This is a genomic window from Pedosphaera parvula Ellin514 (assembly GCF_000172555.1).
Taxonomy (GTDB): Bacteria; Verrucomicrobiota; Verrucomicrobiia; order Limisphaerales; family Pedosphaeraceae; genus Pedosphaera.
In genome coordinates this window covers 45,421-61,453 of record NZ_ABOX02000005.1, presented here as the reverse complement: position 1 = coordinate 61,453, position 16,033 = coordinate 45,421, and the positions used below count along the sequence as shown (strand labels likewise).

11 protein-coding genes and 1 pseudogene are annotated in these 16,033 nt (G+C 55.0%); 6 read left to right on the top strand and 6 right to left on the bottom strand.

Going from position 1 to position 16,033, the window contains the following annotated elements; translation table 11 throughout:
- Nucleotides 1–157: 157 nt before the first annotated feature.
- Nucleotides 158–763, bottom strand: a complete 606-nt coding sequence (locus tag CFLAV_RS05345; protein ID WP_007413627.1) for a hypothetical protein — start codon at nt 761–763, stop codon at nt 158–160.
- A 263-nt stretch (nt 764–1,026) separates the two neighbouring features.
- On the opposite strand from CFLAV_RS05345, the gene CFLAV_RS05340 reads away from it, so the two are divergent.
- The 5 genes from CFLAV_RS05340 (at nt 1,027) to CFLAV_RS05320 (ending at nt 4,758) form a co-directional block, all read left to right on the top strand.
- Entirely contained in the window at nt 1,027–1,842 is an 816-nt protein-coding gene (locus CFLAV_RS05340; RefSeq protein WP_007413626.1) for a class I SAM-dependent methyltransferase, read from the top strand.
- Between the two features lie 201 nt (nt 1,843–2,043).
- Entirely contained in the window at nt 2,044–2,343 is a 300-nt protein-coding gene (locus CFLAV_RS05335; protein ID WP_007413625.1) for a hypothetical protein, read from the top strand.
- A 58-nt stretch (nt 2,344–2,401) separates the two neighbouring features.
- Nucleotides 2,402–3,178 carry a hypothetical protein gene (locus CFLAV_RS05330; protein WP_007413624.1) on the top strand — a complete coding sequence of 259 codons (777 nt, stop codon included), beginning with the start codon at nt 2,402–2,404 and terminating at the stop codon, nt 3,176–3,178.
- A gap of 51 nt (nt 3,179–3,229) precedes the next feature.
- Nucleotides 3,230–3,592 (top strand): hypothetical protein, encoded by a 363-nt coding sequence (locus CFLAV_RS05325; protein WP_150107282.1) that lies wholly within the window; start codon nt 3,230–3,232, stop codon nt 3,590–3,592.
- Between the two features lie 113 nt (nt 3,593–3,705).
- Complete coding sequence (locus CFLAV_RS05320) at nt 3,706–4,758, top strand: cobalamin B12-binding domain-containing protein (protein ID WP_007413622.1); 1,053 nt, start codon at nt 3,706–3,708, stop codon at nt 4,756–4,758.
- Between the two features lie 28 nt (nt 4,759–4,786).
- Here the strand turns inward: CFLAV_RS05320 and CFLAV_RS05315 are convergent.
- From CFLAV_RS05315 to CFLAV_RS05290, 5 genes and pseudogenes are all read right to left on the bottom strand, one after another.
- Nucleotides 4,787–5,010, bottom strand: a pseudogene (locus tag CFLAV_RS05315) (glycoside hydrolase family 15 protein); the annotation flags it as partial.
- A 97-nt stretch (nt 5,011–5,107) separates the two neighbouring features.
- Nucleotides 5,108–5,752, bottom strand: a complete 645-nt coding sequence (locus CFLAV_RS05310) for an NADPH-dependent F420 reductase (RefSeq protein ID WP_007413620.1) — start codon at nt 5,750–5,752, stop codon at nt 5,108–5,110.
- Between the two features lie 160 nt (nt 5,753–5,912).
- Nucleotides 5,913–9,668 (bottom strand): beta strand repeat-containing protein, encoded by a 3,756-nt coding sequence (locus CFLAV_RS05305; RefSeq protein ID WP_160164492.1) that lies wholly within the window; start codon nt 9,666–9,668, stop codon nt 5,913–5,915.
- Nucleotides 9,669–10,009: 341 nt separating this feature from the next.
- Nucleotides 10,010–11,533 (bottom strand): glycoside hydrolase family 25 protein, encoded by a 1,524-nt coding sequence (locus CFLAV_RS05300; RefSeq protein ID WP_007413618.1) that lies wholly within the window; start codon nt 11,531–11,533, stop codon nt 10,010–10,012.
- Nucleotides 11,534–12,232: 699 nt separating this feature from the next.
- Nucleotides 12,233–14,068 carry a glycoside hydrolase family 15 protein gene (locus CFLAV_RS05290; protein WP_040547095.1) on the bottom strand — a complete coding sequence of 612 codons (1,836 nt, stop codon included), beginning with the start codon at nt 14,066–14,068 and terminating at the stop codon, nt 12,233–12,235.
- Between the two features lie 496 nt (nt 14,069–14,564).
- Between CFLAV_RS05290 and CFLAV_RS31865 the strand changes: the two genes are divergently transcribed.
- A complete protein-coding gene (locus CFLAV_RS31865; protein WP_007413615.1) occupies nt 14,565–15,929 on the top strand; it encodes a basic secretory protein-like protein in 1,365 nt (454 codons plus the stop codon).
- Nucleotides 15,930–16,033 lie beyond the last annotated feature (104 nt).

Sequence of the window (16,033 nt, the reverse complement as noted above, 5' to 3'; positions counted from 1 at the left end):
GTAGCATCTCCACTCCTCAACCTCTCTTACACCACTCGGGACGCCATACCGCGCGCCAGCAATCAACCCTCACGTAGCATCTCCGCGTGAGCGGGATCATTTATTTTCCTGGGCAATGAGATCAAAGGTTGGAATCAATTCACTTGGAACAGCCAGGTCAGAGAGGAGGCCTCTTCAAGTTGCCAGCGTCTGGAGAGCGTTTTGCAGTATAAACCTTCCAGAAGGTCGGCCAGAAATCGTCATCCAGTGGATGCAGGGTTGGATAACCGGGCACGACGGAACTTATAAATGACCATTCGTTCGGGTGCTTAACCAGTTCGGCACGGAGCGGGTTTTCTATGATGTATTGGCACACCTTGGCAAAGGCGTTGTGCTTGCGGTCTTCTTCACGGAGGACATGATCGTGGGGTAGGTGTTGAAATTTGTTGGGACGCAAAGCCGGGCCCAGATGCTCACGCAGGAATTTCATGGCGAGTTGCTGATCAGAATCGAGACGCAGCCCCATCCAGACCAAGTGCAGATGATCGGGCATGAGGCAGTAAGTTGGGCAGAATAAGCCTTCGCGGGCGGCGGCGTGGAGCATGATTTCGCGAAAAGCTGAATGGAAAGTTTCAGTCAGCCATCCAATCCGGCGCATCGCGATGGGCAGGGTCCAGTGCACAACGGCATCGGCCTGATAGTATTCACGTGGAAGGCGCGGGAGGGAGAATTTGCGGTTGGTGCCTTGGCCTCGCAGTGGATTGGGATTTTCAGAGTCTGGCATGATCGAGGGGATTTTGGAGTTGGCTCACGAAGAGCAGGGGATGGCATTCGAGGTGAGTGGAATCATGTTCTTATTTATTAATTGTCGGTGAGGAAAAAGAAAAGTTAGATCCCGCTCACGCGGAGATGCTACGCAAGTGAACGTGCCTGGCGGTTGGATTGGATGACCTTGGGCGCGTGCGCGACGCACGAGCCGATGCCAGTTTCCATCTCCAATCAAAAATCCAAAATCGCAAATCAAAAATTTCCCGCTACCCTCTCCCCATGCTCAGTTCAACCTTTGCCTGGCTCTGCCGCAACGCCACCATGAAAAAACTCCTCTGGCGCGGCCTCTACCAACTCCTCGCCATGCGCAACCCCGGCTTCGACTGGCAATTCATGAACTACGGCTACCTCCCGGGCCTCGATGAACCCGCCCCCACCCAACTCACCCCCGCCGACGAATTCAACCGCCTCCAAATCGGCCTCTACCATCACCTCCTCCAATCAGCCTCGCCCCACGGAAAGAGCATCTTGGAAGTCGGCTGCGGACGCGGCGGCGGCCTCAGCTACATCCACCGCTACCATCAACCCGCCGAAACCGTCGGCGTCGACTTCTCCGCCAAAGTCATCCAACTCTGCCGCCGCAAATACACCGGCCAAAAAATCCAATTCCAACCAGGCGACGCCGAAGCCCTCCCCTTTGACAACAACCGCTTCGATTGCATCATCAACGTCGAATCCTCCCACTGCTATCCCTCCATGGAAAAATTCCTCGCCGAAGCCGCGCGCGTATTGAAACCCGGTGGACACTTCCTCTGCGCCGACTTCCGCGATGCCACCCAACTCCCGCTCCTCCACCAACAAGTCGCCACCTCCGGCCTCAAGCAACTAAGCTTCCGCGACATCACCCCACGCGTCCTCGCCGCCATGGATGCCGACACCGCCACCAAACTTGAGCACATCCGCCGCAGCATCCCCGCCCCGTTCCGCTCCTCCTTCAGCGAATTCGCCGGCGTCACCGGCTCCAAGATCCACAACGCCTTCAAGACCCGCGAAACCCGCTACCTCTCCTTCACCCTCCAGAAACCATCGCAATAGCAGCCAATCCTTGTAGCGCAGATTTAAAATCTGCCGTATCGCAGGTTTTCAACCTGCTTTGCCGTCAACGAACCACCAATCACTCCAGGCTCCGAGAGGCCCTAACTTTGCCCGCATTTCCATCTCCCCAGCTGCTTCCACTCGAGCACGCGACCCACGACACAATCCCACCGCCAGGCACGTTCCCTTGCGCCGGTATGAATGAGCTGCCGCTCGCTCCCTGACAATGCCCACGATCCAATCCTGCCCTCACCCGTTCCCGCGGATGCGGCCTACGATCTGAATCCTAGCGCCAGCAATCAACTAAACGGTGGAATGAGGCTTCGCCCGAATTCAAACCTCGTCGGTGACCCTGCCAACACCCATCGAGCCCATCCGCGGACGCGGCCCACGACCCAATCCCACCGCAAGGCAACAATTATTGCGTTGGTAGGGAACGCGCTGCGCCGCTTCCCTGACCTCCCTCACACTCCAATCCAATTCATCGTGGTCATCGCGTAGGCGATCAGTGATTCAATCCAACTGTCCAAGCAAGGCTCCCCGCTCCTGTGCGCGCCTCATGATCCTCCAATCTTGCCTTTCTCTCCGCATCCCCCATACTGCCCTTCTGAACAAAAATTGGGCCAAGGGAATTCTAATCGCATCGCTCCTTCTCGGAGTCGGAATTTATTTCCTCTTTTTCTTCTCTCGCGAACCGTCCTATCACGGTCGAAAACTCAGCGCATGGATGGAAGACCTGCAGGCCGAACAACCCGAAACCAAATCCGCCGCCAAGGCTGCCATACGCAACATCGGCACCAAAGCCGTTCCACTCATAATCAATTACGCCCAAGCCCAAGACTCCCCTCTTAAAAACCGCCTGAAACAGCTGGCGGAGAAACAAACCCTGATCCAATTCCACTTTACTCCCTCATACCATCCGCGACTCCTCGCCTATGAAGCTTGCGACATCCTCGGCCCCGCAGCCCAGGGAGCCATCCCCGCTCTTTCCAATTCGTTAAATGCCGCGAAATCCGATCCAACCGCTGCTTACGTCCTGACATGTATCGGCGGCCCCAAAGTAATTCCCCCGCTGAGAGCTGCCCTCAATAACCCCAATCGCGGCGTCGCGCAGTGCGCAAAGATTGCCCTCAAAATCCTCGAATCAAAAACCAACCCCATCCCTAACAGCGAAGATTATCAGCAGCGGAACTGCGAGTTCAATCGACTGGTCCTTACGTCCGCCTTCGAGCAATACCGCGCGACGCACACCAACCAACCCGCTTCACGCTGGCCCTCAGCTCTAACAAACCGTCCACCAGTCGCTGTTCCCGAAGGCTTCCAAATACCGCGATGAAAACACAACAAAGCAAGTAATATGATTAAGGACCATGGGAGGATAACAATATTGGCAATCTTAATTTGGCTGGCCTCGAATTCTCCCGCCCACGCCGCCACCAACTCCTCCAGCCTCACCCATCACCTCTCCCAACTCAAACACCCACCCGACTTCACCGCCATCATCCAACCACCCTTCGTCGTCCTCGGCGATGAATCACCCGCTGAAGTCCAACTCCACGCCACCCGCACCGTCAAATTCGCCGTCGATCAACTCAAACAACTTTACTTCACCAACGACCCGCCCGAGACCATCAACATCTGGCTTTTCAAGGATGCCACCAGCTACACCAACCACGCCCGTTCACTCTTCGGCGACACTCCTACGACGAAATTCGGCTACTACTCCAGCCAACCGCCTAAACATGGGTAGCAATTAAATTGCTTCCATTGATAAATTCCAAGGACATGGCTTATTGAAGTTATGTTCGAGGGAAGATTTTCAAAGAGGATTTCGAATGCTTTTCTGGACACAGAATACGTGACATGAAGAATGCGGGATATCTTATCCGCGAGCAGCGGGAAATGCTGGCCGGACAACTTCTGGCCCGGCAGCTCGCCCTGGCTCCTGATTTGGAGCAGCGGCATCCGCGCGAGAAGTACTTGGAGGACAATCAGCTCCATTTTGCCTACCTGGCCGAGGCTTTGGCTTATGAGGCGCCCCAATTGTTCCGCGATTATGTTGCGTGGATAAAAGTAGTTTCAGTTTCCCGCGGCACACCCGAGTCGGATTTGAAGCGCAATCTCGAAATTCTGTTAACTGTGCTGAAGGAAAATCTACCTGCGGACTGCAGCGCCATTGCCTCCGACCTCGTTACCAGCACGCTTCACGAGTTTTCAACCTTCCCGGTTGATCCGCCGTCGTATTTGGACCCCACGGCGCCATTGGCCGATCTCACGCGGAACTTTCTCAACGCCCTGCTTGATAACCAAAAAGCCGCCGCCAGCCGGCTCGTCTTCTCGGCAGCCAGGTCAGGCACCGCGCCAGCCATGATTTATCAACACGTGTTCGGACCCTGCCTCTATGAAATCGGCCGGCTGTGGCAAACTGCGCAAATCAATGAAGCTCAGGAACATTTTTGCGCGCAGGTCATTGAAACAACGATGTCCATAATCGCCGCCTTCTTCAAAGGCATCAAGCAGCGCCGCGTGTTTGTGGGATTCTGTGTCGCTAACGAGCGTCACGAGTTAGGCATCCGCATCCTCGGTGATTTCTTTGAAATCGAAGGCTGGGATGTCGTTCCTTTAGGCGCGAATGTTCCCAGAAATAATGTTCCATCCATATTGGAATTATGGAAACCGGATGTCATCGGTCTTTCCGTCACCATGGCCTACCATCTGCCGGAATTGGAAGCGGTCGTGAAGCTCATACGGGAGACCTCAAAACAAAACCAACCGAAAGTGTTGATCGGAGGACGACCCTTTAACCTTTGTCCGGACCTTTGGAAGAAGTTTGGAGCAGACGCTTCTGCATATAATCCTGAACAAGCTCTCGCCCTGGTCTCAGGTGATTCCGCCATGGCTGGCGCTTCGTCCTGAAGTTGAAGCCATGCCAGCACCCATTTCGTTACGCCTCATCATCCAACTTCCGATCCAGATAATACGCCGCGCTGATCAAGCCCAGATGCGTGAATGCCTGCGGGAAATTTCCCAGATGCTCACCACTCAAACCGAGTTCCTCGGAATACAATCCCAGATGATTGGCATACCCCAGCGTCTTCTCGAAATAATACTGTGCCAGCTTCAAGTCTCCGCGCGCGCCAGGCATTCCACGTTCCAGAACGAACACATCAGCAACAATTCGGGATCACCATCGCCCGGAAAGCAGTCTTTTATTCGTGCCCATTCGTGGTTGAACTGAATGACTTCAACCGTGGTTTTCCCCAAATCACCTCTTCAAAACCTTAAACGCAAAATTCATCCCCATCCCACACGCAAACGCGAGATGCATCCAAAGCATCGCAGTCGGTTCCAGCAACCGCGCTGCCGTGAGCGGACCAGCATCGATGGTATCAAAGCCAAGTTCATCCGAGAGCTGCTTCACGGTGGCTTTCGCCGAAGCATCATCACCGCAAATGAACATCGTGGCTTTCTGCGAACCATAATTCGGATTCGCCATATTGCCCGCGCCTGTTGTGTTGAACGCTTTGACGACCTTCGCCCCTTTGGCCCAATCGGCGACCTGCTCTCCAGCCGAAGTAGTGTGCCCCAGCACCAGGCCTTTTTGAAGTCCCTCCGCACCCATGATCACCGGGTTCGTGCAATCAATCAGAATTTTTCCATTGAGATTGCCCGCAGATTGAATGGCCGCTTGCGTCCCCTCCCACGGCACTGTCAGCACGACAACCTCCGAACCTTTCACTGCATCAGCAATCGAAGCCGCCTTGGCATTCGCCCCGCCCGCGCCGACCGCCTTTTGCACCTTGGCATCACCCAGATTGCGAACGCCAAAAGTGACTTTATGACCATTTTTTGCCCAGCGACTTCCGAGTGTGCCGCCGACATTCCCTGCACCTATCATTGCAATATTCATGTTAGCTCCTGAGTTTGTTTGCGCTTATTTCTGCCTTGAACGAATTGGCGGCAAACCATACCGCAGGATTGCATTCCCGCAAGCTGAGGACTTGCAAACAAAAAAACCCGCCGCCGGAAAATCCGGCGGCGGGCTGAATCAAGTCAATCGTCTCTGCCAATTACGGGCTGACCACCTGGAAGAACTCCATCGGTGTGCTCATCGCATTGGTAACGGAGGTGGAGGCGCCGGTAGCAGTGATCGGACCAGCCACGGTTGGCCAGGAGGCTTGAGGTGCCGCCACATTGTTCGTGCCAATCACATGATACACCACGCCAGCCGAAGAGGCCCAGGTGATGACGAAGTTGGTTCCGGTCGAGTCAACGAATTCGGAGCTGATCGTGATCGATGGCGACGTAATGAGCACCGTGCCGCTGGCTCCGGTCAGCGTATAGTTCGCCGCCGCTGCGCCACCCAGGGTCAATGTCGCGAACGAGGTGATCGCCTCTGGACCGGCATTCGTGCTGGCCAGCGTGGCGCTGCCGCCGCCCACGGTCACCACATCGGCGCCAACTTTATTGGTCACCGACAGGATCGCCGCCGCCGCAGTTGCGGTGCCGTCAAATAACCGCGTGCCGCTGAGCGCGACTGGCAGCGCGCTGACCGTCAGTTTGCCGGTGGTCGCATAGGTGATGGTGTAGTTGGCTGCGGTGAACGTGCCGCCCGTCGCCACGCTCGGGGTGATGGTGTAGGGCGAACCAGATACAGCCGCGTTCGCCGTCCCGCCGGTGCAGGCCAGGGTAACCGTGCCAATTGTTTCACCATTCACAAGGCCGGTGACCGTAAACAGCGTGCTGCCACTTCCAAAAGTGACAACCTGACCATAAGTCTTGGTTTCAGCAGTGGCGGTAACTGTAATCGCCACCTTGGTGACCGTCAGAACGCCAGTGGCGTAGGTGATGGTGTAGTTGGCCGGGATGAACGTGCCGCCTGTCGCTACGCTCGGGGTCAGCGTATACGTTCCCGCCGGGTCCGTTGCCGCCGTGCCACCGCTGGCGCTGAGCGTCACTCCACCAATCGTTTGGCCAAGAACCAGGCCGCTGCTGGTGAATTGCGTGGTGCCGAGGGTAAGCGTCGTCCCATATGCCTTGCTCTGCGCCGACGCCGTGATGGTCAGGGGCTTCGGATTCACCGTCAAACCTGTCGAAGCGCCAACATAGGTAATGTTGTAATTGGCCGCGTTGAACGAGCCGCCCGTCGCCGCGCTTGGGGTAATGGAGTAAGTTCCAATGCTTTCGCTGTTTGCACCGCCGCCGCTCACCGCCATTGATACCGACCCGATCGTTTCACCGTTCACCAACCCGCTGCTGGTAAATTGCGTGCTGCCAGTGAGGGCAATGGCAGTGCCATAATTGACCGTCTGGTTGTTCGCCGTCACCGTCAACGACGCCGGATTCACCACCTGGGTAACAGCGCTGGCGGAACTCGGCGAATAAGCACTGTTAGTGGACCCGCTATACTGGGCAGTGATCGATGGGCTGCCTGCCGCGAGGGACGTGCTGGTGCCGATGGAAGTGGCAGTGCCATTAATCGAACTGACCGGCACTGGAACGCCCAATGGCATTCCATTGACATAGAATTGCACATCGCCACCGGTAGGAACGGGAGCAACAGTCGCGGTAAAGGTGGTGGACTGCCCGTAGGTGAGGGGCGAAGTGGCAGAGAGCGCGGTTGTGGTTGCGTGAGTGGCAGCTGTCACAGTCAGAACCACGGTCGAGCCGACGACCGAAACGGAGGCCACATCGCCCGAAGCCAACCCGGCCCCGCCGACGAAGGCGACACCGTTGGGAGAGCCGATGATGGTTCCCGTGGTGCCGTCGCCCACCTGGATCAAATTGTAAATCCCCGCACCCAAGGGTGACCCGGCAGCGTTATTGACAAAAAACACGTTGTTACTGAGTGAAAGCACGCTGGCAGAAACAAACAGAGCAGGATTTGCCATATCGCCCGTGAATGCCGTGGGTGTGAAAGTGAGCGCGACAGGCTGTGAGGCTGTACCGAGGGCGACAGTGCCGCTGATATCGCCATTGATGGTAGTGACACCAATCTGACTGAGCGAGCCCAGACCCGACACATCAAATGTGGCTCCCGGGTCAACCGTGATGCTGGACGAAAGCAACGAGCCGCTGCCGGTCAAAGCAAGCGTGCCGCCGTTCACTTCAGTGGGGCCAGTATAGGTGTTCGCCGCGGTGAGGGTCACAGTGCCCGCTCCAACCTTGGTCAATCCGCTGAAGGTGCCCGAGTCGGTGATGCTATCATTGATGGTAATGTTTCCAGGACCGCCCACACTGCTGCTGCTGGTTAGATTCACAGAAGCGAGTTGTGCGACGGCGGTGGCGCTCCCGCTGCTGAGCGTCAAAGTCGGCGCAGAAGTATAATTGCTGCCTCTTTGAGTGATACGCGCGCCCACCAATGCAAAGTGCGTTGCATTACCGGTTCCGGTCGGAGCCGTGCCCGTTCCGCTAAGGGTGCCACCGGTGAAGGTGATGGTCGGAGCGCTGGTGTAACCATAACCCGGAGTTACGATGGTGATGGTGGTGCTGATCACGCTGGGAGAAGTACCAGCAAGGACGCATGTGCCATACGCAAATTTTCCGCCGCCACCGCTGATTACGACAGTCGGGACCGCCGTGTACTTTTGTGTGCCGGCATTAATGGTAAAGCTCGAGGCAGTCACACCCAGACTCGGCGTGGCAACGGCGCCACTGCCGCCACCACCGGAAAAAGTTATCGTTGCCGGCGAGGTAATGTCATTCGCGGCGGCAGTGACCGTGGCAGCCGCCACGGTCCCATTGCCGATAAGTGTCGCCGTTGTGCTGGTGTTGCTGTTAATCAACGCCCCGGCGCCGCCAAACCCCGTACCGTTCAGGACGAGGGCGGTATTAATACCTGCGATGCCGTTCAAATCCAGCGTGCCCGACGTGACGTCGTTGATAACAGTGACAAGGGACGATCCCAGCGCTGCGGGGTTGCCCAGTCGGACAACACCATTGCTTAAAAACGTGTTCCCGCTAATGGTATTGGCCCCGGATAACATCAGGGTGCTGGCGTTAAATTTTTTCATGCCGCCATAGCCATCAATTGGACCGGAGATGGTAACCAAATTTCCGCTGCCACCCGCGCCGATGGACAGTGGGACACCCCCCAAAGTCCAAGGGGCGGTAAATGTCAAACCGGCAGGATTCGCCACAATATTAAGGCTGCTAACGATTCCACCAGAGACGGTGTTTGTAATGGTCATGGCAGAACTGCCTTCGAGAACGAGCGCGCCTCCGGGAGAATTTGAGATCCCAATGTTGCCGGTGCCAAGGGCAACGCTGTTACTAAAGTTTAAAATGCCGATAAAACTGGCGCCCGCGTAACCAAAGGAAACACCGCCAGTATAAGAATTTGTGCCATGCAGAAAGATCTGGCCGCTGCCTTCAGGCGTGACTGTGCCGGGGCCAGTCATCGCGTTATTGATTGTTACACTGCCAGGGTCACCGGCGTTGCTGGTGACGTCAAAAGCATCAAGGCCGGCCACCAAGGTGAATACGCCAGTACCGGTAACAAGCACAGGACAAGGATTCGGGGTGAGCGGCCCATCGAAAAAGCCCGCTATGTTATGATTGGCATTCGCAGTGACCGTGAAAAGCGGAGTACCAGTGCCGCTGTGAACGGCAAAGCACGCGGCGGAATTATCCACCCAGGCTACCGGGGTGGCTTGACCGGTGCCAGAAGTGCTCCAGGAAGCAGCTTCCCATGAGCCCGACAAGTCGCCCAAATAAGGATTGGCTCCAGTAGTGCCTATCGGATCCCAATAGGTAACGACCGCCCTGGCATTACTGGCAAAGATCAACAAACATAGACAAGAACACAATAGTAAGAGTTTTTTCATAGGACTGTTTTGATTAGGGTTATTTGAGGTTTTACGGGTCAGGAAATCTTCGAAGTTTGTTTTCTGAATGAAAATAATTTGGCGTAGGTCCGGAGTCATATCGGCATTATTCGAAATCACAGGACGACACAATAATTCAAACCACTTCTGCTTCTGGAAAATCTTCCTTTTAGGAACAACGCCCAACTTTGGTAAAATGCCTGCAGGTCGGGAAACTCGAAGAAGTTTATGCCTTAACCTATTCAAACCGTCAATCTCTTTTCGCCGCAGCGGAATGCTTCATTCATGCGAATCCAATAAAACAGCGGGAAGCTCGAAAGCCTCCCGCTCACAAATGCCAATCAATGAAACACGGCACTCCCTTCAAAGGGGGCATCGCCAAAGCTGAAGATACCGCCATCCTTGCCAACGAGCCAATATCCGGAGCCATCCACGGAGCTGGACATCCCAACGATTGGTGCAGCCAGGCGCTGGCCACCTTCCGAGCCATAATAGCCGACGTTAAAACCAAAGATGCCGCCGTCCGCTCCCACCAACCAATAGCCAGTTCCGGCAGGATTTGAAGCCATGCCCACCACCGGGGCATTCAGATGTTGTCCGCCCATCGAGCCATGAAAACCGGCGTCGCCAAAGGCAAATATCCCGCCATCCGAACCCACCAGCCAGTAACCATTGCCCGAAGGAGTGGCGCTCATGCCAACGACTGGCGCATTCAGATGTTGCCCACCCATCGAACCGTGGAAGCCCGCATCTCCAAAGCCAAAGATCCCGCCATCTGAACCCACCAGCCAGTAACCATTGCCCGAAGGAGTGGCGCTCATGCCAACGACTGGCGCATTCAGATGTTGCCCACCCATCGAACCGTGGAAGCCGGCGTTGCCGAAGCTAAAAATGCCGCCATCCGCGCCCACGAGCCAATAACCATCCCCTTGAGGACGGGCGGCAATTCCCACTACTGCCGCATTCAGATGTTGACCGCCCATCGAACCATAAAAATGAGCGTCGCCAAAAGAAAAGACTCCGCCATCCGAAGCCGCAATCCAATAACCCGCACCGCTGGCGCTGCGAGCCATTCCTACCCGGTTTGTCAGATAGGTTGGACCCGTTCCCACCACCACCAGGCCGGCATCATTGCCGTTGAACACGTCCATATCCACATTGCCCGCGATGCCAGACACCGAACCGCTGCTGCTGAACTGCCACAGGCTCCACGAGCCCCCACCCCAAACATCACAACTTCCGCAAACACTCCACGGCGTGCCAGTTTGAGGATTCTGTCCGTTGTAATCGGCGATCCAGGAAATCCACTGCGCCACACTGCTGTTAAAGTTGCAGGCGCTGCACGCGCTGGTATACAGCACCGGTTTGACCACTGTCCCCGCGGCGGACGCATCGCTCACGATCGCGTTGCACCATTGGTTGGCCCAGTCCGAGTAACTGCTCGCCCCGACCACGCCGCTAAAAACCTCGAAGTCAAGCATCGGCATGAAGCTCTTGCCATCGGCCTTGATATATGGGCCTGCGACACCCCAGAAGTGGCTCGCCTCGGCAGCTGGGCTGTTCAGGTTCGGACGTGCAAAATGATAAGCCCCCATGTAAACGCCCGCAGCCTTGCCGTTGTTTTCATTGCCGACGAAATATCCGTCGTTGACAGTCACACCTTCCGTGGCTTTAGCCCAGGCATACGTGATGCCGGAGTTCCGGACGCTCGTCCAGTTGATCGAGCCCTGATACGACGATACATCAACGCCTACCGGACGCTGCGCCAGCGCACGTCCGGGCACAAAAGCCAGCGCCAATACGGCACCGCTGATCGCCACCCGTTGCAGGGCGGAAACGGCAATGTTGAGGATGGATTTTTTCATTGGATTTGCTCCTGTTGGTTGTGGGGTTTTGTCTGTACGGATCGAAATATTAAAACTGTTGGCTCCATGATTTGAGGCAGCGAAAAGCGTGCGACGATTCGAAAACCATGGCCGGTTCAAAACGCAGGTGGTATTGCCCCCAGTAATACAACTCACTCAGGAGCCGCGCAAGCACATGTTCATGTAATGCCCGTCATTGTAAAACGCCCTCTCGAAAGCTGAACTGGAAGCCACTCCCGCTCTGAAGGAAACGCCGTATCTTCTTAAGATTGCCGGCACAAACTTCGACGAGTATTATGTGACCGAAAAAGGCGGCGACTTCGAAATCTACGTCCCGCCAGGCGATTATCACATCGCCGCCACATTCCTGAAACAATCACTGGAACTCTCCAACGTCAGAGCCGGCACCACCAATCTCATGATCGAACCGAAACCATTCGTTTGGTCGGGTTGTCTGTCTCATAGACCCCGGTGCCGTCAGCAGCGGCGAAGGTTTTGTGACAATGATGAGATGTCTCCCGCAGGTCACCACCGTCGGCATTTCCACTCGCGGAGCCCGCGGCATTCCACCCGATGTGCAGGTGCACGAGCCTCCATCCGCGTATACGGAACAGGATCCCACCCTCGAAAAAGGGCTCGCAATTCTACGACAACAACTTTGGTCCAACAAAAACCAGGTCAATAATGAGCGCATTTGCTTCATTGCGCTTCGTCCAGCTTTCGATCCAGATCATATGCCGCACTAATTAATCCCAGGTGCGTGAAAGCCTGCGGGAAATTCCCCAGATGTTCACCACTCAAACCCAGCTCCTCGGAATACAATCCCAGGTGATTGGCATATCCGAGCGTCTTTTCAAAATAAAAACGCGCCAGCTTGAGATCGCCCGCGCGCGCCAGACATTCCACATTCCAGAAGGAGCACATGGAAAACGTTCCTTCCCGGCCCGGAACACCTGTATCCGCTCCTTTCAAAACGCAGTAGCGATAGACGAGCGAATCTTCGAGTAGTTCCCTCTGGATCACCTCCAGCGTGGAAAGCCAGCGTGGATCGGTCGGCCCAATAAACTTCACCAGCGGCATCAGCAGTGCCGCCGCATCCACCGTTTTCGCCCCTTTGTATTGCACGAAGGTTTTTAGGTCGCGATCCCAGAAATTCTCATAAACATCCCGGTAAATATCATCCCGGATTTTCAGCCATTCCACCATGGGCGCGGGCAGCGAACACTTCCGCGCCAACCGAATGCCACGGTCAACCGCCACCCAGCACATCACGCGGGAATAAAGGAACTCCCGCGTTCCGCCTCGCACTTCCCAAATGCCTTCGTCCGGCTGCTGCCAGTTCACGCACACCCAGTTGATCAATTGCGTCAAATGCTTCCACAATTCATATGAGATCGTCTCACCGAACTTACTGTAGATATAAACCGAATCCAGCAGCTCCCCATAAATGTCGAGTTGAAGTTGTTTGTAGGCCTCATTCCCGATGCGCACCGGACGTGATTTCCGATAACCTTCAAAATGCTCCAGCACGCATTCGGTCAGTTCCTTGTGTCCATCGATTCCATACATCACCTGCAACGGCTTGCCTGGCTCCAGTTCGGCGGACCGGTCTTCAATCCAATGCATGAACGCCATGGCCTCGCCCGTGTAACCCAGTCGCATCAGCGCGTACAGTGAGAAAGAAGCATCCCGAATCCAGGTATACCGATAATCCCAGTTGCGTACTCCACCAATCTCCTCCGGCAACCCAAACGTGGGTGCTGCGATCACCGAGCCATAACGGGAGGAAGTCAACAGCTTTAACACCAGCGCCGATCGATTCACCATTTCCCGCCACCGCCCGCGATACTTCGATTTCTTGATCCAATCCTGCCAGAAGTTCATCGTCTGTTTGAACGAATCCGCCACGTAATGCGGCGCTGCCGAGGGCGATGGCCCTTTATGCCGTCCGTCCTCCAGCACAAATGAAGCCGTTTCGCCGGAACGCAACTTGAACTCAGCCATGGCTGCACCATTGACAATTTTTAACGGAACCGTGCTGCGCAATCGCAACACAGTCCTGTCCTCACCCTTGCTGATAAAAAGCACGCCATCCCTTTTCTTCTCCACCCGATGCTCCGCCCGCCCATAATCAAAGCGCGGATCACAAATCATCCGATACCGTATGTCTCCGCGAATGGTCTTCGCCCGTCGCACCAGGTTATGGGCGTGGCCCAATTCCATGATCGGCATGAAATCAGAAACCTCCGACATCCCCTCCTCCGCCAGGAATCGTGTGAGCAGGATGTTCGTGTCCGGAATGTATTGTTGCTTGTGCTCCACCTCCTCCATGATGGGAGCCAGCTTGAAACTGCCTCCTTTTCGGTAATCCAACAGCGCCCCGAAAATGGAAGGACACCCGAATTCCGGATAACACATGAAATCAATCGACCCGTCCATTGCCACCAGGGCCACGGTATACAAATCACCAATGGCACCATAACACTCGATAGGTTTATAATGCTCATCCGAATCTCTGTGCCTACCCTTTTGCATGCAGTAACTTATCATTACCACCGGTCAGTTACAAAAAGGAGTATCAACGGCCTGCATCGCTTCTCGCCTCCTTGGTGAATTGCGACCATTTTGCTCGACCTTCCCTTTCTGCCCACCACCTGTTCCTCGACATTCCCAAAGCTTACAATCTATCCCCACGCGTATACCGAATGCCAAAAGAAATTTGCGAATGGCAGGAGGGATTTTGGTTTGAGGCAAGGCGGAGCCCGCAGGCGCTATCCGTAGATAGCGACCAGGCCGACAACGCCGCCTCAAATCAAAAGCACCCTGCTCACCATGACTAATGAATTTCCTGGTCCCCAAAGCCATGACTTTTCAGTTTCCATTCCTCAAATTTATTTCCTTCGTTCATTCTGTTTCTTTTCCCAATTTCGGAAATTAACCTTGGCATTCGGTATTGATCGAGTCAGTTTTCACATTTACACGGAGAGCTAACTGAGTAACATATTCTTGTCCTTAAACAGCCGACAATCTTATGAAAAATTGCAGCGTGTTACTTTTGGGAGTTACAACTATCCTGACCTCTTGCATGGCTTCGTTTGGCGAAGTTAAAACGATTGTCGATCATAATGACAATGAACAGGCGGCCGCGGGCTTCAAATTCAAGAATGTTCCCAAACCTTCACGCAGAGATGCCGGCAAGCAGGCGAATATTACGGTCATCGATGGGGAACGGGACCCCGCAGGCGGGGACATCAGCAAGCTTAATGACGGCAGGGTTCCCACCGATGCTGATGAGCCCGGCGAAAACTTTTTCTTCATGGTCGGCACCGATGGCGGGCGGCTCCTCATGGATCTCAACAGCACCATCAACATCAAACAAATCAACACCTATTCCTGGCACACAGATTCCCGGGCACCGCAGGTTTACAAGCTCTACGGCAGCGACGGCACCGCCAAGGATTTCCAGGAGAAGCCTAAAAAGGACACTGACCCTGAAAAGTGCGGCTGGAAATTGATCGCCAACGTGGATACCCGCCCAAAGGAAGGTGAGAAAGGCGGGCAATATGGCGTCAGCATCTCCGATTCCGAAGGCACCATCGGCAATTACCGCTATCTTCTTTTCGCCTGTTCGCAAACTGAAGCTGAGGACGCCTTTGGCAATACCTTCTATAGTGAAATCGATGTCCTGGACAAGGACGCCAAGACTGATTCGGCAGCTGATAGCGCTGTGAGCGCTTTTGTTATCAAGTCCACCGATGGCAAATGCGTCATTTCCATTGATTCCTCGGGCGCTCCGGAACTAAAAGATTGGGCAGAAAAGCAACTCGCCCCCGTTCTCGCTGAATGGTATCCAAAAATTGTCTCCATGCTTCCAAGTGAAGGCTACACCGCTCCCGAAAAATTCAGCATTTCCATCCGGCCCGGCAAGGGCGTTGCCGCCACGGGCGGCACACGTGTGACCGCCAACTCAGACTGGCTCAAGAATGAACTTAAAGGCGAGGCGATCGGTTCGCTTTTGCACGAGGAAGTGCATGTTATCCAGCAGTACGGTTACGCACCACGCAAGTTCCCCGGTGCCACGCGCCCCCCTGGCTGGATGGTCGAAGGCATTCCTGATTACATCCGCTGGTATAAGTACGAACCCGAGAGCCACGGGTGTGAAATCACGAAGCGGAATCTTTCCCGCGCCCGTTACGATGCCAGCTATCGCATCACCGCCAATTTCCTTAATTATGTCGTTGAAAAATATGACAAGAATCTCATTCAAAAAATGAATGCCGCCATTCGTGATGGCAAATACACCGAGGATCTCTGGAAACAATATACCGGCGAAACCCTCCAGGAACTCGGCGACGAATGGAAAGCTGGCGTGGAAAAAAGCCTGGCCAGTAAATAAAGAAAACCCAGACTCAGCCATCCAATTCATTGTCGCTCAAGCCCCAGCTTCCGGCTTCAATTTTCCCTGATGTGCGCCTGCTGCGTGCTATTGGCTGATAAACC